Source organism: Paenibacillus paridis (assembly GCF_006345825.1).
GTDB classification, from domain to species: domain Bacteria; phylum Bacillota; class Bacilli; order Paenibacillales; family Paenibacillaceae; genus Pristimantibacillus; species Pristimantibacillus paridis.
This window is the reverse complement of record NZ_VCIX01000080.1, coordinates 110,653-128,201: the sequence shown is the minus strand read 5'-3', so window position 1 is coordinate 128,201 and position 17,549 is coordinate 110,653. Positions and strand designations below refer to the sequence as shown.

17 protein-coding genes are annotated in these 17,549 nt (G+C 50.0%); all 17 read left to right on the top strand.

Going from position 1 to position 17,549, the window contains the following annotated elements; all coding sequences use genetic code 11:
* The 17 genes from FJQ58_RS09785 (at position 1) to FJQ58_RS09705 (ending at position 17,442) form a co-directional block, all read left to right on the top strand.
* Entirely contained in the window at positions 1-849 is an 849-nt protein-coding gene (locus FJQ58_RS09785) for an alpha/beta fold hydrolase (RefSeq protein WP_139992788.1), read from the top strand.
* A 23-nt stretch (positions 850-872) separates the two neighbouring features.
* On the top strand, positions 873-1,529 hold the full coding sequence (locus FJQ58_RS09780; RefSeq protein ID WP_139992786.1) for a DUF6483 family protein: 657 nt from the start codon (positions 873-875) through the stop codon (positions 1,527-1,529).
* Positions 1,530-1,559: 30 nt separating this feature from the next.
* The gene (locus tag FJQ58_RS09775) at positions 1,560-2,762 is read left to right on the top strand and encodes a class I SAM-dependent methyltransferase (RefSeq protein ID WP_139992785.1); all 1,203 of its coding nucleotides are present in this window, start codon (positions 1,560-1,562) and stop codon (positions 2,760-2,762) included.
* A 109-nt stretch (positions 2,763-2,871) separates the two neighbouring features.
* Positions 2,872-4,548 (top strand): histidine kinase N-terminal 7TM domain-containing diguanylate cyclase, encoded by a 1,677-nt coding sequence (locus FJQ58_RS09770; protein WP_238403946.1) that lies wholly within the window; start codon positions 2,872-2,874, stop codon positions 4,546-4,548.
* Positions 4,549-4,696: 148 nt separating this feature from the next.
* The gene (locus FJQ58_RS09765) at positions 4,697-5,779 is read left to right on the top strand and encodes an HD-GYP domain-containing protein (protein WP_139992783.1); all 1,083 of its coding nucleotides are present in this window, start codon (positions 4,697-4,699) and stop codon (positions 5,777-5,779) included.
* A 92-nt stretch (positions 5,780-5,871) separates the two neighbouring features.
* The gene (locus FJQ58_RS09760) at positions 5,872-6,225 is read left to right on the top strand and encodes a hypothetical protein (RefSeq protein ID WP_202915242.1); all 354 of its coding nucleotides are present in this window, start codon (positions 5,872-5,874) and stop codon (positions 6,223-6,225) included.
* Between the two features lie 150 nt (positions 6,226-6,375).
* Positions 6,376-7,245: a YitT family protein gene (locus FJQ58_RS09755; protein ID WP_139992781.1), complete on the top strand. Its 870-nt coding sequence runs from the start codon at positions 6,376-6,378 to the stop codon at positions 7,243-7,245.
* Between the two features lie 25 nt (positions 7,246-7,270).
* Positions 7,271-8,344, top strand: coding sequence for a thiamine-phosphate kinase (gene thiL / locus FJQ58_RS09750; protein ID WP_139992779.1), 1,074 nt, complete (start codon positions 7,271-7,273; stop codon positions 8,342-8,344).
* A 13-nt stretch (positions 8,345-8,357) separates the two neighbouring features.
* A complete protein-coding gene (gene tsaE, locus FJQ58_RS09745) occupies positions 8,358-8,846 on the top strand; it encodes a tRNA (adenosine(37)-N6)-threonylcarbamoyltransferase complex ATPase subunit type 1 TsaE (RefSeq protein WP_139992777.1) in 489 nt (162 codons plus the stop codon).
* Positions 8,843-9,661: a tRNA (adenosine(37)-N6)-threonylcarbamoyltransferase complex dimerization subunit type 1 TsaB gene (gene tsaB, locus FJQ58_RS09740; protein WP_139992775.1), complete on the top strand. Its 819-nt coding sequence runs from the start codon at positions 8,843-8,845 to the stop codon at positions 9,659-9,661. The genes tsaE and tsaB overlap by 4 nt, the downstream gene beginning before the upstream one ends.
* Positions 9,658-10,146: a ribosomal protein S18-alanine N-acetyltransferase gene (gene rimI, locus FJQ58_RS09735; RefSeq protein ID WP_139992773.1), complete on the top strand. Its 489-nt coding sequence runs from the start codon at positions 9,658-9,660 to the stop codon at positions 10,144-10,146. Before tsaB ends, rimI begins: the two co-directional genes overlap by 4 nt.
* Before the next feature lie 2 nt (positions 10,147-10,148).
* A complete protein-coding gene (gene tsaD / locus FJQ58_RS09730) occupies positions 10,149-11,228 on the top strand; it encodes a tRNA (adenosine(37)-N6)-threonylcarbamoyltransferase complex transferase subunit TsaD (protein ID WP_238403934.1) in 1,080 nt (359 codons plus the stop codon).
* 1,119 nt (positions 11,229-12,347) lie between these two features.
* A complete protein-coding gene (locus tag FJQ58_RS09725) occupies positions 12,348-13,901 on the top strand; it encodes a 2-isopropylmalate synthase (RefSeq protein ID WP_420799823.1) in 1,554 nt (517 codons plus the stop codon).
* A gap of 111 nt (positions 13,902-14,012) precedes the next feature.
* Positions 14,013-14,831, top strand: a complete 819-nt coding sequence (locus tag FJQ58_RS09720; RefSeq protein ID WP_139992767.1) for a class I SAM-dependent methyltransferase — start codon at positions 14,013-14,015, stop codon at positions 14,829-14,831.
* Between the two features lie 597 nt (positions 14,832-15,428).
* The gene (locus FJQ58_RS09715; RefSeq protein ID WP_139992765.1) at positions 15,429-16,172 is read left to right on the top strand and encodes an ABC transporter ATP-binding protein; all 744 of its coding nucleotides are present in this window, start codon (positions 15,429-15,431) and stop codon (positions 16,170-16,172) included.
* A gap of 65 nt (positions 16,173-16,237) precedes the next feature.
* A complete protein-coding gene (locus tag FJQ58_RS09710) occupies positions 16,238-16,465 on the top strand; it encodes a hypothetical protein (RefSeq protein WP_139992763.1) in 228 nt (75 codons plus the stop codon).
* A 47-nt stretch (positions 16,466-16,512) separates the two neighbouring features.
* Positions 16,513-17,442 (top strand): polyprenyl synthetase family protein, encoded by a 930-nt coding sequence (locus FJQ58_RS09705; RefSeq protein WP_139992761.1) that lies wholly within the window; start codon positions 16,513-16,515, stop codon positions 17,440-17,442.
* Positions 17,443-17,549 lie beyond the last annotated feature (107 nt).

The following is a 17,549-nucleotide window of genomic DNA, read 5'->3' as shown; positions in this document are numbered from 1 at the left end:
ATGTCCACAGAAGTATACTCGATTGCGCAGCGCAAACTATTTTTGAATAATGGAGTACAGCTTGCTTATTATGATTCCCATCCCGAGGACGGAGGCGCTGCGGACGGGCTCACGGAAACCATTGTTCTGCTTCATGGCTATTGCGGGAGCTCGGCTTACTGGGAGAAAATCGTAGATGATTTGGAGCCTTACGTTCGCGTGATTGCGCCGGACGGCCGTGGGCATGGAAGAAGCTCAGCGCCTGAAGATGACATTTATACGATGGAGAAGTATGCAGATGACGTTGCCGAATTGTTAATCGGCCTGCAGATTCATAATGCAGTCATGCTTGGCCATTCATTGGGCGGATATATTACCCTTGCGTTCGCGGAGAAATATGCCAAGAAGCTTTCCGGCTTCGGTCTGATTCATTCAACTCCGCTGGCAGACAGCGAGGCGGCGAAAGAGAATCGCGACAAAGCAGTCGCTGCCTTGGAGGAAAACGGGATTAAGCCATTTGTGGACGGATTGCTTCCTAAGCTGTTTGCTCCCAATCATGTCGAAAGCTTGGCTGAAGAGGTAGAACGGGGCAAGCAAATCGGTTATGGCACAGCGCTGCAAGGGGCTATCGGTACCGCAAAAGGCATGAAGGCACGCATTGATCGCAAATCTGTTATTGAGCAATCGGACCTTCCTGTCTTGCTGGTAGCCGGGGCTAACGACAAAGTAATTCCCGTGGAAAATGTTTTCGCCGCTGCCAATGCGGCAACTGTAAAGGTCGAGCTGAAGAGCGCGGGTCATATGAGCATGGCAGAAGAGCCGAAGGAACTGGCGTCGGCGATCCTGGATTTCATTAAGACTAAACCTTAGATTGCCGGGAGAGGAGGAGTCCGATGTTCCAGCGGGATTATTTTATGAGAATGATTGAACAGATGACGGAGGCGGTTGGCCAAATCCTGAATCTGCGGCGGGAGAAGAAGCATGAGGATGCACTGCTGTTTATTGACGAGCTTCTCGACAAGCGGTTTCGGCTTAGCAGCAAGCTGATCCGATCATTATCCGATGAGGACCTCATGAAGGTCATGACAACCAACGGAATACTGGAAAGCGATCATCTGCAAGCGATTGCCGTATTAATGCGGCAGGAAGCTGAGCTGAATGGCGATTTAGGCCGCGAGGACGATAGCTTTGTTGCCTATGTAAAGTCACTGCATCTCTTCATACGCTTGTCGCTGGCTGATGCGGAGCCGACCATTGCGGAACCTAGGGAGCAAATAGCCGAGCTGCTAGAGAAGCTCCTCCCTTATGAGCTGCCATTGCCTACGAAGCGGCTGCTGCTGGAATGGCAGGAAGCGGAAGGGCACTACGACTTGGCGGAAAATATGATGCATGAGCTGCTTGGAGACGATGCGATAACCGTTCACGAAGCAGAGGCCATCTATAGGCGGATGCTGCTGCAAGCGAATGAACGGCTTGAGGCTGGCGGTTTGCCGCGCGAGGAAATTGAGGAGGGGCTTACATCCCTGCTTAAGGAGCAAGCGCAGCTTTAAAAACTTTTTATGGGAAGCGAGTGGTCGGGCATGACGGAACAATGGCAGCAAGACATCACGAATTGGATCGATAGCGGAGAGCTGCTGCAGGCTACCCTCAGCCAACCGAGGCGCAAGGACGGTACAGCCTCGCCCAAGACGGTTATCCGTCCAATCGAGCTAAAGAATGGTTTGCATTACCAGTTTGAGTACCATTACCCTACGAAGGTAACACATGAAAATATAGCGGTAGATCAAGCAGCTGCGCAGGTGATTAGCCAGCTTCAGGAAAGCTATCGCCAAGCGCTGGTGAAAACGACTGAAGCTGATGTGCAGCTGCTCTTCAGCAAGAAAGGGAAAGCCGCGATTCTGAGGAAGCCGCCAACTGGAGGGGCTCGTCCCACAAGCCTGCAGCACAACAGGCAGAAACAGCGGGTTTTGGCAGAAGGGAAGGCTGCTCCGTTCCTTGTTGAGCTTGGCATCATGACAGCCGAGGGGCTTGTCCATGCCAAGAAACAGGATAAATACAGGCAGATCAATCGTTTCCTGGAAATGGTGACGGACGTGCTGGCTTATTTGCCAAAGGACCGGGAGCTGACCATCGTTGATTTTGGCTGCGGCAAATCTTATTTGACCTTCGCGCTTTATCATCTTCTGGCCGTGGAGCAGCAGCGGGAGATTAATATTATCGGATTGGACTTAAAAGCGGATGTGATCGCTTTTTGCTCAGAGCTGGCAGAGAAGCTCGGCTATGACAAGTTGAAATTTCTCGTTGGCGATATTGCCGAATATGAAGAGCTTCAGTCTGCGGATATGGTCGTTACGCTGCATGCCTGTGATACAGCAACGGACGCCGCACTCGCCAAAGCCGTGAACTGGGGAGCTTCAGTCATCATGTCCGTGCCCTGCTGCCAGCATGAGCTGTTCAAGCAGGTGACCAACGATGCACTGTCACCGATCCTGTCGCAGGGATTGCTGAAGGAGCGATTTGCGGCGCTGGCAACCGATGCCGCCCGTGGCACGCTGCTTGAGGTGCTTGGTTATAAAGTGCAAATGCTGGAATTCGTGGACCCGGAGCATACTCCGAAAAATTTGCTAATTCGTGCCGTACGCACCGAGCAGCAGGGCGTTTCTGCGAAAAAGTGGGAGCAATATGAACAGTTCCGCCAGTTTTTAAGCATCTCTCCTTCACTCGAACATATGCTGGCCGACAGGTGGCCCGTTCGCCATGAATCGCGCATGGAGCAAGACTGAAGAACAGAAAGCTATTAATTATGAATTTAAGTAATTGTCGATACAATTAACATTTGATACAATGGAAGAAGATGGCTATCAAACGAATGGGTGAACCGTATTGGGATGGATGATCTGGCTAGACTTTAGTATGTTTCTAGTGCTGTTCGGCTTGTTTTTCTACGTGTTTGCCTCAGGCACAGTTACGGTATTGCACCGTATCTATTTATTTTTGCATACCGTATTTATGGTATGGACACTGTTTCAATTTGTCTCACAGACGACCACTTCCACCTTATATCGAATATTCTATCTATCGATTTCTTATACGGGCCTTTCGCTGCTTGGGATCGGCTGGTTTATATTTATTGTTTTTCTTACCGGTCAGTCGTACGTGATACGGAAGAGCCGGTTGTTCATTATTGCGCTTCCAGCCCTTATTTCCGTTGCTGTTGTTATTCTCAATCCGGGCGGCATGTTTCTGCAGATCAACGAGGAGCTCTCGCCCCTTAAGCAGCTGCAGCACGGCCCCTTGTATTGGATCATGATCATTCAGCTAATCCTTTATGTGACGGTATCCTTTATTATTATGTTCCACAAGATCCGGGGAGAGAACTCGGAGCGTCAGCGCACGCTGATCAAGACGGCAATCAACGGCATGTTTGTGCTTGTTCTGTTTGCGGTTTCGGATCTGCTTGTCAATGTGCTCATTATTGAGAAGTTTGAGCGCTACATTCCTTTGATTTCAATAGGAATGGCATTAGCAGCTTCATACCTTGTACACGCCATCAAGCGCAATAAGGTGCTGGATATCATTCAAACGGTTCAGCGGGATGTCATGAATACGATGTCCATGGGCGTAATCGTGCTGGATGAGAACGATACGATTATTGAAGTCAATAAAGTGATCAAATCGATCATTCGCCTTCGAATCGGAGACCAATTCAATCCCGCTCTTCTAGGCCCGCCTTTCAAGAAGGAGGCCTTGAAAGAGTTTGCGATTTTTTTTGAAGCGCAGCGCAAGCAGCCTTTGGATCGGGGCGAGATTGAGATTGCCGTTCATTTTGACAAGTATAGGCATGTGATCGTTCAATCCGCACCTATACTGAATAACAAGAAGACGTTGGTTGGAAGAGTGCTCACCTTCCAGGATGTCACAGAGCTGAGATTGCTCGTGCAGGAAACCAACACGCAAAACGAACAGCTGCAGGATCGAAACCGCGACCTGCTTATTATGCAGGACGAGCTGTTTCAAGCGAACAAGAAACTGGAGCATATGGCAATTACCGACGGGCTGACCGGCTGCTTTAACCGCCGTTATTTGCTGCATCAGCTGGAGCAGGAGGTCGTCAGCAATATTCGTTACGGCATTCCCTTCTCTATCTTTTTGTTCGATCTGGACCATTTTAAGTCGATTAACGATCAATACGGCCATTTGGTAGGGGATGAAGTGCTTTGCAGCACGGTCGCTGCGGTCAGGAACACTCTGCGGTTTACGGATATATTGGCAAGGTATGGCGGCGAAGAATTTACGGTATATTTGCCGCATACGAACCGTGAGCAAGCGGATCTTATCGCAGAACAGCTCATGGAAGCGGTTGAACATAATCAAGTCATTACGGGTAACGGGGATCAGCCGATATCGGTTACGATAAGCATGGGCGTTATTTCCATTGAGCATTTTGAGCCTTCCGATCTTGCAGATCCCAAAGCTTTTTTGCGCGAGCTGCTTGCCCAAGCAGACGCTGCTTTATATGAGGCCAAGTACAATGGACGGAACCGAATTGTCAAACGAAAGCTAGCCTGAGTGCCTGAACGGAAAGCGGTCAGGCCTTTTTTTGATATCCAGCCGTTTACGCTTGAGGCTCTTTCCATAGTCAGTCGGACAATCATCTGATAAAATAGAGGCTATCCGGTTACAAGCGCTATAACTATCAAAGGCGGGAACTAATCTAATGAGAAAAGTGCAAATTGGAATGGTCAAGCCTGGTGACAAGGTGGCAAAGCCCATTTTTCAAGAAAACGGAAACGTGCTTCTGGGAGAAGGCGTTGAGCTGAATGATCGGTATATTGACCGCTTGTTCAACCTAGGCATTGACTTTCTATTCATCGAAGACGGATTGACAGCGGATTTGATACCGGAGGATACGATTCGAGAAGAGACGCGCAAGCAGGCCGTCGATACGATTTATAAAACGATGAATTCCTTCAAGGACCAAACGGTTACAAAGGGCCGTACCATCGCTCCTGACATGGGGCGTAATTTTCGGGCTGTATTCGGACAGATCATGCAGGATCTGTCATCCAGACCAAATATGCTTGTCAATCTCACGAGCATCCATGCCATGGACGCCTATTTGTTTCAACACTCGTTTAACGTGGCGGTGCTTGCAGGCATTATGGGCATTGCGAAGGGATTTAACCGAAACCAATTGGAGGAGCTTGGCATTGGCGCATTGCTCTTCGATATCGGGATGACCAAGATGCCCCCAAAGTTGCTGGCTAACAAAGGCAGTTTATCTGCAGAAGAACGTACACTTCTTCATAGCCATGCCAAGGATGGCTTTGACATACTGCGCAAATACCATGATATTTCTATCGTGTCCGCTCACTGCGCGCTGCAGCATCATGAGCGATTTAACGGGTCGGGTTACCCGCGCGGGCTTAAAGAAAACGAAATTCATATGTATGCCCAAATCGTTGGCCTTGCGGATACGTTCGATGCTTTAACTTCGCCGCGGCCGTACCGCAAGCGTTATACAGCCAGCGAAGCCATCGAGTTTTTGTTTGCTGCTGGAGGCACCTTCTTTGATTTGGAACTCATCAAGCTCTTTTGCAAGCATATTTCGATTTATCCGATTTCGACCTCGCTACTGCTGAGTACGGGTCAGGTCGGCGTCGTATCGGAAAATAACGAGCTTGCCGTTCACCGTCCCCGCGTACGCATCATTATGGAGGCAGGTGGCATGCCTCCCGCTTCGCCTTATGAAATCGAGCTGAAGGATGAGCTGCACATTACGATTATCAAAGAGCTATAGGCGATATATTTCGTTCTTCTCGCTAGGAGCATGACCATACCAACCCTTACCCTCTCGCATATGGTAACGAAGATGCGGGAAGGAGGGACAGTATGGCTATTCGGGTTAAACCGCCATTATTGGGACCGATGGTTACCAAAAAGGCGCTATTGAAAAAAACGAAAGCCGTTAAAAGGCAAACCGGACCGACATTCAATCGACTGACGGTGCTTTGGGTGGATAATAACGGCGTTCCCTTTATTACGACAGGATTTTTCGCGGCGATTTACAGAGGCACGACGCTGGTACAGACAGCAGCCTTCGACCGGTTTGGCGTTGTGTTTTTTAGCTCAGTGCCTACCTTGACGACGGTTGACTATACGATTCAGGTCTACGATAGCTTGGCCAGAGTATATCGGACCAAACCGATTCCGGCTGGCGTAGAAGCCTTCTCGGTCATCGGATAGAAAGACGACATCGGAAACCTTCCAAGCAGCGGCATTGATTGCTGGCAAGCGGGAAGGTTTCTTTTTGCTATAATGGCAGTCTAGCTTTATATCTGCATGCGTTTAAGGTAAAATAATGAGAAATAGAGCTAGTAGGAGATGTGCATTTATATGGGAACATTACAGCATCACAGACTATCGAAGCTCGAAGTTCTGCGAAGGGTGTTGTTTATTACGCTCGGAGCGGCGCTGGTTTCGGTTGGTTTGGAAATTTTTCTTGTCCCTAACCACATTATCGATGGCGGTATTGTCGGTATATCGATTATGGTTTCCCATTTGTCTTCCTTGCCGCTCGGTCTTTTTCTATTTCTTTTGAATCTTCCTTTCTTGTTTTTGGGTTACAAGCAAATCGGCAAAACCTTTGCCATTTCGACATTGTACGGTGTCACGGTGATGTCTATCGGCACTTTTTTGCTTCATCCGGTACCCCCGCTGACGGTAGAGCCTTTTTTGGCTGCCATTTTCGGCGGCGTCATTTTGGGTGTTGGCGTCGGCATGGTGATTCGATTCGGCGGCTCGCTGGACGGTACGGAAATTGTCGCTATTTTATTTAATAAACGCCTTCCTTTCTCGGTAGGCGAGACGGTCATGTTCTTTAATTTGTTTATTCTTGGCAGCGCGGGATTCGTGTTCGGTTGGGACCGCGCGATGTATTCCCTTATTGCGTACTACATTGCATTTAAGCTGATTGATATTACGATCGAGGGCTTCGACGAATCGAAGGCCGTCTGGATCATCAGTGATGAGGCTAAGGAAATCGGTGCTGCGATTATGAGCAGGCTGGGGCGCGGCGTGACTTATTTGCATGGCGAAGGCGGCTTTACAGGCGGGAGCAAACGCGTTATTTTTTGCGTGATTACGCGGCTGGAGGAAGCCAAGATGAAGTCGATCGTTCATGAGCTGGACCCGGTGGCCTTCCTCGCTGTAGGCAATATTCACGATGTGAAGGGCGGACGGTTTAAGAAACGCGATATTCACTAATGATGGTAAGAGGGAGAATTGGCACTTGGATGAGTTTGCGAGTATTCATCACTGGACGGCCGGACGGCAAGCGGATCAGTGGCAGCGGGAGCGCGGCGTCGTTATCGGCATCGGCGATGATACGGCCGTCGTTGATCCTGCGTCGGCGGCAGATGGCGTAGCCGCGCCGAAGCGGCTGCTGCTGGCGGTCGACACGATGGTGGAGACCGTCCATTTCAAGCCGGCGACGATGCGGGACGAGGATGTCGGCTATAAGGCGCTTGCGGCCAACATTAGCGATATCGCCGCGATGGGGGGCGTGCCCTTGCATGCGCTCGTCTCGGTCAGCGTGCCGCCCGCCTATACGCCGGAGCGGATGCGGAGGCTGTATGATGGGCTGTACGAATGCGCCGAGCGCTACGGGGTTGCCATTGTTGGCGGCGATACGACGTCGTCGCCGCAGCATTTGGTGGTCGCCGTCACGTTGACGGGAACCGTGGAGGCGGGGCGGGAGCGGCTTCGCTCAGGGGCGAAGCCGGGCGATGCCGTGTTTGTCACCGGCGCCGTGGGCATGTCGGCGGCGGGGCTGCACGCGCTGCTGGCCGAAGAGGCGCGCGGGGGTGCACCGGACTGCGAAGAGGCTGGCGCAGGTGAGGCTCTTCGGGCGCTTGCGCCGCTGGTGCGGGCGCATCAGCGGCCGGGCCCGTCTGTTCGGGCCGGCAGGCTGCTGCTTGAGCAGGGAAGCTGCAGCTCTCTTAATGATGTGAGCGATGGATTGGCGAGCGAAGCTTGGGAAATCGCGGAGGCCTCCGGGCTGCGCCTTGTGCTTAGGGAGAAACATCTGCCTAAGAGCGGCAGCATGGCGGCTTATGCGTCCAGCGTTGGCATAGATCCGATGGAGTGGATGCTATACGGCGGAGAGGATTATGTCCTGCTTGGGACGAGCGCTGCCGAGGATGCCGAAGCGATAAAGGCTGCTTTTCATCAGGAAGGCATTCCTTTTTTTATTATTGGGGAAACCGAGGCAGGCGAGCCGGAAGTAGAGCTCGTGCGCCATGGCACTGCGAAGGAAGAGCGCATCAAGCTTAAAAAGCGCGGATACAATCATTTTTTGTCATGAACGGGTGGATTGCATGGAACAAAAGATCGGCCAAGCCATATGGCTGGCACAAACGGAACAAGATACGGTGACATTAGCCGGGATGCTGGCTAAATGGGTTCAACCGGGCACGCTGCTTGCGCTGGATGGTGACCTCGGCGCGGGCAAAACCAGATTTTCGCAAGCCTTTGCCGCTGCGATTGGAGTTGCGGGCATTGTGAATAGCCCAACCTTTACGATTATTAAGGAATACGAAGGGAAAGAACTTCCCTTTTATCATATGGACGTATACCGCCTTTCACTGGAGGAAGCGGACGAGCTGGGACTGGATGATTATTTTTTTGGCGAGGGCGCAACGGTTGTGGAATGGGCAAGCTTGATCAAAGAGCTGTTGCCCGAGCAGCGTTTGGAGCTGTACATCGAGCATTTGGGCGATGAGTCGCGGCGTATCCATTTGACCGGCTACGGCGAAAGGTATGCAAGCTGGTGTGAAGCCGTTAACGAGATAGGAGCAGGAAAATGAGAAGTGAGCAGAAGGAATTAACGAATACGATTTTGGCGCTGGATACATCGACAGCAGCCATGGCTGCTGCCATTATTAGCGGGGATACGGTGCGGGCCGAGATTCAAACGATGGCCGAAAGAAACCATTCCGTCCATGTTGTGAGCCATATCAAGGAGATGCTGGCCAGCAGCGGGCTTGGCGAGAAAAGCATCGATGCTATTGCGGTGGGCAATGGTCCGGGCTCCTACACGGGGATGCGTATCGCTGTTTCTGTGGCCAAAACGCTCGCATGGGTATGGGATAAGCCGCTCGTCGCGGTTTCCAGTCTCGAGGCGATTGCCTACGGCGCTTGGCATCAAGCTTTGAAGGAGCAAGCAGAGGAGTCGAAGCAGCAAGGCGGGGAGCATTGGGTGCTGCCGATTATGGATGCAAGGCGAGGGCAAGTTTACTCGGCTGGCTTTGCAATGTCTGCTCAGGGGAGTTGGACACGCTGGTCCGAAGACGGCGTTCGGCTTATGAAGGATTTTGCTGAGCAGGTAAGGCAGCGCTTGGCAATACAGCCGGCAGGCTGCGTGCGGAGCGTGTCGCTGGTCGGGGATTTGTCGCTTCATGAGGCAGGGGCAGAGCAGCTGCAACAGATTGGAGCAGACACAGGCGTTGCCATTCATTTTGTTCCTTTTGTACAGGAAGGCAAATGGATTGCCAGGCTGGGCCTCGCAAGACTTGAAGCCGGTCTGACTGAAGACCCGCATACGTTAATTCCGAATTATACGCAGCTTACCGAGGCGGAGGTCGTATGGAAAGCGAAGCAGGAGGGTGAAGCCAAGGTATGAAAGCAGACGTAACGAAGCTGATCTACCGCGCGATGACGATGGCTGATATTCCTGCGATCGTGGCGATTGAGCAGGAAGCGTTCTCAAGCCCATGGACCACGGAGGCATTTGCGAACGAGCTCATGAACAATCTTTTTGCCCGGTATATGATTATGGAATACGAAGGCGAAATTATAGGCTATGGCGGCATGTGGGTCATTATGGATGAGGCACATGTGACGAACATTGCTGTAAGGGAGGATTATCGCGGACATGGGCTCGGAAGCTGCTTGCTCTTTGAGCTGCAGCGTACGGCGGTTTTTTTTGGCGCAGTCAAAATGACGCTGGAAGTACGTCCTTCCAACGAAATCGCGCAGCAGCTGTACCGCAAATATGGGTTCGAGCCGGCGGGCATACGCCCGCGCTACTATTCGGATAACAATGAAGATGCGCTCATTATGTGGGCGGAGCTTGACCATGAGCGTTTGAAAGCAGGGGAGCAATGAACGTGAGTCAGTCAGAAAAGGCAGCAGATGCTGCAGGTAACAATGCACTTATTTTGGCGATTGAAACCAGTTGCGATGAAACATCCGCAGCCGTTATTCGCGGCGGGAAACATATATTGTCTAACGTAGTATCCAGTCAAATTGAGATCCATGAACGCTTTGGCGGCGTAGTGCCGGAGATTGCTTCACGCAAGCATGTCGAATCCATTACGCTTATTATCGAGCAAGCCGTCAAGGAATCGGGTTATACGCTCAGAGATATGTCGGCCATCGCTGTCACGCAGGGGCCGGGCCTTGTAGGCGCGCTGCTTGTGGGCATCGTGGCTGCCAAAAGTTTGTCTATGGCGCTTGATATTCCGTTAATTGGCACGCATCATATTGCAGGGCATATTTATGCGAATGAGCTTGTCCACGACATCGTATACCCGAGCATGGCGCTTGTCGTATCCGGAGGCCACACGGAGCTTGTGCTGATGGAGAGCGAGGGACGCTTCCGCGTCGTGGGCCGCACGAGAGACGATGCTGTCGGTGAGGCTTACGACAAGGTAGCCCGTGCGCTGCGGCTTCCCTATCCGGGAGGGCCTCATATTGACAAGCTTGCGGTGGAAGCCGCGGAATCCATTGTGCTGCCGCGCGCTTGGCTGGAGGCAGATAGCTATGATTTCAGCTTCAGCGGATTAAAATCTGCTGTACTCGCCGTTATTAACCAAACAAAAATGAAGGGTCTGGTCTTGGATGAGGCGGCTCTGGCACGCGGATTTCAGGAGTCGGTGACGGAGGTGCTCGTCACGAAGGCGCTTCGCGCGGTACGGGCATATGGAGCGAAGCAGCTGCTTCTTTGCGGAGGAGTTGCGGCGAATCGCGGCTTGCGGGCCGCATTGACCGCTCGCTGCGAGAAAGAAAAGCTTCCCTTGCTTATTCCGCCAAACGCTTTATGTACCGATAATGCGGCGATGATTGGGGCGGCTGCCCACTTGAAGCTAAAGCGCTCGGAGTTTACCGAGCTTGACATGAAAGCAGATCCCGGTTTTTCCTTGGAAAGCTGGTCGGTAGCTGCTGCTAGCGAAAGCATCGCAGAGTAACGACGGAAAAAAATTTCAACTAAATACGAAAACCGAATTGACAGACTATTTTCAAGAGCATATAATAAGCAACAATACTTCAAACTTCAACCCTATACGAAACAAACGCAAAGAACAGGAACAGTAAAGCGAGTCCGGGAACGTTGTCAGCTAAACGGTGAATGACCATCATTCAACGCCGATGCTGGAATACAGAGAGCTGCGGGATGGTGCAACGCAGACGAAGGATGCTTGAAGCTCACCTGGGAGCGGAACGATGGAAACGATGGCGTCATGATGGAATGCTCATGGGCCATGCAGGTACATTGTTACGGTTAACCACCGTGATCAGGTGCGTGTGAGTCAGCATCCGGAGCTGGCCATATGCTTAAGTTGGGCTTCCCTGCTCGTTTGCGAGTGTAGGGTGTCAACAAGGGTGGTACCGCGCGGGTCTTTTATAGCCTGTCGTCTCTTGATTCATAGAGACGACAGGCTTTTCTTGTTGTTTGGGAAGTGAAGTAGCTGACCTTTAAGGTAAATATGGAAAATCCAACATAGAGTTAAACGCGATGAACAGGAGCAGTAGAACAGTAGGCTGGCAAAGCGAAATCGAGGATATCCCGGATCCAACGAGCGGGATTGGCGAATTTGCACAAGAGAGCTGCGGGATGGTGTGACGCAGTCGAAGCTGAGGTTTGAATCTCGCCTGGGAGCGGAACGGTGGAACGCGGAATGCTTTCGGGCAGCTGCCTACACCGTAACGGCTAGCCGCCGTCATCAGGCATTTAAGCGGGCTCGGACCCCGCAGCATGCAGCTCCGTGACTGTCTAATACACAGGCCATACGGTTAATGCATCTGCACCTAGGTTCCGGTCAATTAGAGTGGTACCACGGCAGCGAAAGCACGTCGTCTCTTACAAGGAGACGACGTGCTTTTTTTTAATATAAGAATTTATAAGTTTGTTAGCTTATAAAAGGCTTATATTTCACTGTTAAAGCTACCTCAGCGTCTAAAGGACGGCAACAGCCGTTTCACCTCGGCGCAAAGGAATCGAGAAGCAGCAGGCTACTCATACGGTTAATATTCGAAATGTATAAACGACCATCTAACACTAGGAGGAAATGACAATGACAAACGAAATGAAAAAAATACAGATTTTTGATACGACGCTGCGGGACGGCGAGCAGTCGCCAGGTGCTTCCATTGATCCTGAACGCAAAATCATTATTGCCCGCCAGCTGGGCAAGCTTGGCATCGACGTCATTGAGCCGGGCTTTCCCGTCTCGAGCCCTGGCGAATTCGCCGCGGTGCAGCAAATTTCCCGTGAGCTTCAGCATGTGGAGATTGCCGGCTTTGCCCGTGCCGTGAAAGTGGATATTGATGCGGCTGTTAGGGCTACGCAGGATGCGGCCCGCAGACGGCTTCACCTTTTTATATCCTCCTCGGACATCCATCTGAATCATCAGCTGAGAAAGTCGCGGGATGAGGTCGTACAGATTGCCCGCGAGATGGTCGCTTACGGCAAGCAGTTTGTGGATGAAATTGAATTTTCCGCGATGGACTCAACACGCTCGGGCAGGGATTTTGTCATTCAGCTGGTTGAGGCTGTCATTGCGGAAGGTGCGACAATCATAAATCTGCCGGATACGCTGGGCTACGCCATGCCGGAGGAAATGAAAGAGCTATTCCGCGTGGTTAGGAAAGAAGCCAGAGGCGGCGACACCGTAAGGTACAGCGCGCATTGCCATAATGACCTTGGACTTGCGGTTGCGAACAGCATTGCGGCGATCCAAGCAGGGGCAACGCAAATTGAGGTGACGGTAAACGGCATCGGCGAGCGTGCGGGCAATTGCTCCCTAGAGGAGCTGGTAATGGCCATCGAAACGAGGAAGGATGCCATTCAAGCGGAAACCAATATTCAAATCGGAGAGATCTATGAAACCTCGCGAATGGTTAGCCGCGCGATGAACTTCCCGATTGCTTACAATAAGCCGATTGTGGGCCGTAATGCATTCCAGCATGAATCCGGCATCCATCAGGACGGACTGCTGAAAAACCGAAGCACGTATGAAATTATGGACCCAGAGGCGATGGGGATTCCGCGGAACATGATTATTCTGGGCAAGCACTCTGGGCGCCATGCCATCAAGCACCGTCTTTCCGAGTATGGCATTGCCATGACAGAGGCTCAATTGCAGGATGTGTACGACAAGTTCAAGGAAGCGGCAGATGTGCAAAAAATCGTGACGGATGACGAGTTAATCCGCATCGCCGGCGAGCTGACGCAGACGCAGCCGGACCCTTATGTGCTGGTCGATCTTCAAGTCCATGCCGGAACGCAGCGCTCTCGCACGGCTACCGTAACGATTCGTGAAAATGAATTTGGCGCAGAGCAAACCTATGTAGCTATGGGGGCAGGGCCGATCGAAGCGGTTATTCATGCCATTCAACAAGCGATTCCCGTTGCAGCTGAATTTGAGGATCTAGAGCTGCATTCGTTATCAACGGGCGAGGATGCGCATGGCGAGGCAGTCGTCAGCATCCTGCATGAACAGCAGCGTTTTCGTGGGACATCTGCTCACAACGATATTGTCCTAGCAGCGGCACAAGCCTATGTTGCAGCTTGTAATCAAGCAGTTATGACAACAGGCAGCAGGATGGTGAAATCAGCCGCTAAACAGGCAGCTAATTAATCGATAAGACAAAATAAACAGCGGTTTTTTCCATAGTAGAGAGAGAAGCCTCTATTATGGGAAAACCATCTTGTTAAAGGATTGCAGGCTGTGAGCAAAGGAGCTGCTGGGATGGATGATAGCCGCACGATAAACTATTACAGCCAGTTTGATGAATGGGGGCGCCTTGATCGCGAGCCGCTTGAGTTCCATATCAATTGGCATTATATCAGACGCTTCCTGCCTTTAAGCGGACACATTCTCGACAATGGTGCCGGTCCCGGTAAATATGCAATGGAACTGGCCAAATGCGAGTATAAGGTCACATTGGCCGATTTAACGCCGAGGCTTGTGCAGGCGGCGAGCGCAAAAGCGGAAGAGCTTGGGCTTGCCAATCGCTTCCAAGGCTTCTATGTAGCGGATGCGAGGAGCCTAAGCCTTTTTTCCAGCGAATGCTTCGATGCCTCCTTAATGATGGGACCGCTGTACCACCTGCAGCTGCTCGAAGAAAGAAAACAAGCCGCGAGCGAGCTGCATCGCGTAACCAGGATCGGCGGCTATGTATTTGTTTCATTCATGACCCGGATCAGACATGCGCTTACGGCGCTTGCCCATCCCCGCAGCTGGAGGCCAACCGATAATATGGCGGACATCAACGCGTTTATGGAATCGGGCATATTTAATCATAGCGACGAAGGAAGATTCACAGGCGCGTACTATTACAATGTGGATGAGATAACGCCCTTTATGGAAGCCCATGGCTTTGAAACGATTAAACTCATTGGCTCCTCTAGCGCAGCAGGATTACTTGGCAAGGAGCAATTTGATTACTGGGAATCGCTCGGTGATGCGGAATACGCGAGGTTTATGCAATTTTTATATGACTCCGCTGAAAATACTCATATTCTTGGCATGTCTTCGCATTTGCTCTATATCGGGAGAAGAAAATAATCCAATAAATTTACCAAATTTAGTGTTGTGCACAAAGTTATCCACAATGAGGTGCTAAATTGTGTATAAAGTGGAGAAATGCCCGAAAACACTGGATTTACGAACGCTTAACATTGTGTGCGAAAAGGGGATATTTTCTTCGGTCTACTTCTGTGGATAATGTGAATAACGTGGATAAATTCAGAAGACTTATGAGTTTGGACCTATAAAACGACGGAATTCGCGAAAATACTACTAAAATTCGCCTAGGTTATCGACTGAATTAACTAACAATTTATACAGAACTGTTGATATCTCTGTGGATAACGTTTGGGTTATGGATAACATAGCTATTATCAAAAATAAAACAGTCAAATCGCTATCTTTTAGTGTTTTGACTGTTTTTATTTTGGTTAATTATTGGTATTTATCAGTTTTCCTGTTTTGCGCTTCGATTGCGGTCACGCAAAAAAATTGCGGGAAATACTAAACAGGTTTTCGGTGAAAAAGTTATCACTTTCGGTTATCGTGAAACTATGACGCATACCAAAACATAAATCTCACCTTAAATTATATCAATCTCAAAAGGTTTAAGCGTGAATGGAGGTTAACCAAAGAATGGATAAGGAAACGATCATTCAGGTAAGCTCGGTCAGCAAGTATTATGGTGCGAACAAAGCAGTGGACAAGGTATCCTTTAAAGTTAACGAAGGAGAAATGTTTGGCATTATCGGTACGCATGGTGCTGGAAAAACGACGCTGCTTGAAATGTTAATGGGAATCCGTATGCCGGACCAAGGAAGCATCCGGATTTACGGGCATGACGTAGTGCTTGACGCGGAACGCCTAAAGGAAGATATCGGCATTCATTTGCAAAGCACATCTTTGGTCGACAAAATGAATGTCCGCGAAGCGATGGAGCTTTTTCAGGGCTTTTATAAACGAAAAAATGATTTAAACCAAATAATTGAACAGTTTGGCCTAAGCCCTTACTCCGATAAATTAGTAAAACGTTTGTCAGGCGGCTGGAGGCAGCGTACGGCTTTGGCAATCGCACTCGTTAACGATCCGAAAATCATATTCCTAGATGAACCAACAACCGGTTTGGACCCGCAAGCGAAAAAGGACTATTGGTCCTTATTGCAGCTGCTTCAGCAGCAAGGAAAAACGATTGTTGTTGCTTCCCACGATATGGAGGAAATTCAGCGCAATTGCAATCGGGTATGTGTCATGCGCAAAGGCGAATTTATTACTTGTGACAATCCAACGACGCTGATTGCTCAGTTGCCGGGCGGCGGCATGACAATGGAAGCTGTATATATGCATCATGCAGTAGAAATTAATGGGAGTGTGAGCGTATAAGAAAAGAAGACATTCAGCAATCGCCTAAGATGCACACGTAAACCTCAAGGAGGGCTTTTTAGTCAATGGATCATCGCGATCACATCGAAAGTCCGTCAGTCGAGCGCAGAAAACTACTAGAGAAGAGAATGGAGATGATCGCAAGTTTAGTTTATCAAATGAATGAGGAGGATAGCCCGAAGAAAGAAAGCGAGACGGAGAATAAGCGCACAAGAATCATCGACTGCAACGGCGTATGGATACTTAACAGATTAGGGCAATGCGTAACGATGCTTCAGCGTATGTTTACTTAACGGTTTCATAGTATAATAGAAGGATCACGATTTGCGGAGGATCCATTGTGAATAATTGTAATCCACTTATAGCCGGGCAAATGCGGAGGCTGGTTCAGCAATACTTCACAGCTGAGCCCCTTATCCATTACGCAGAGCTGTTTATTGAGGACAAGCTGGCAGAATCCATTCGATTTGGACAGCTGACTGTCATTCACTACCGTATGTTTGGCGGTATGGGCGATGAAGCCTACGAGGCCGCGGCTGCCGTTGAACTGTTTGTACTGGCTTCGGACATTCTCGATGACCTTCAGGACCAAGATGCTCCGCATAAGTCGTGGATGCAAGCGCCGCAGCCTATTGCAATTCATGTGGCGACGGCATTATTAACCTTATCTCAACAGGCTATGCTGGTCAGCAGTGCTGGTAACGAGATCCGGCTTTCCCTAATGGAAATGATGAATACTCAGCTGCTTCAGGCAGCAAACGGGCAAATGCTGGATTTGGTCAATGTAATAGAGGACGAACAAGCCTACTTGGCTATGGTTAAGCAAAAATCAGCAACGATGCTGCAATTTGCCTGCATGACTGGTGTTTTGCTCGCAGGTCAGCCTTGGAATCCAATCGTAGCTGAATATTCACTCGAGATCGGTATGGCGGCCCAAATTCAAAATGATCTCCGTGATTTGCTAAGATGGGATGACAAGAGCGATTTTCTACAACGGAAACGTACTTTGCTTACTCTTTATTTAATAGAAGGAGAAGCGGAAGAGGACCTTTGGATAAAAGAGTATTTTCAAGGCTTTATCTCTATTCAGGACGTCGAAGCAAAGCGTGAGCTTTTTCTCGAAACTTGCGAGAGAACGGGCGTCACATTGTATGGATCAGTCATGAGTCGCATGCACTATAATCGCTTTGAAGAGCTCTTGGATACCATTCAGGAGATAAGTCCTTGGAAATCGACTTTTTTATCTATTTTAAACCAAGAAATTGCATAAAAACAAACCGCGCAAAAGACGTTTCGGTAAATACGAATCACTTTTGCGTTTTCTGTCGATTCTATTCCTGTTATAGTAGAGAAGTATCATATTTTATAATATTTTAG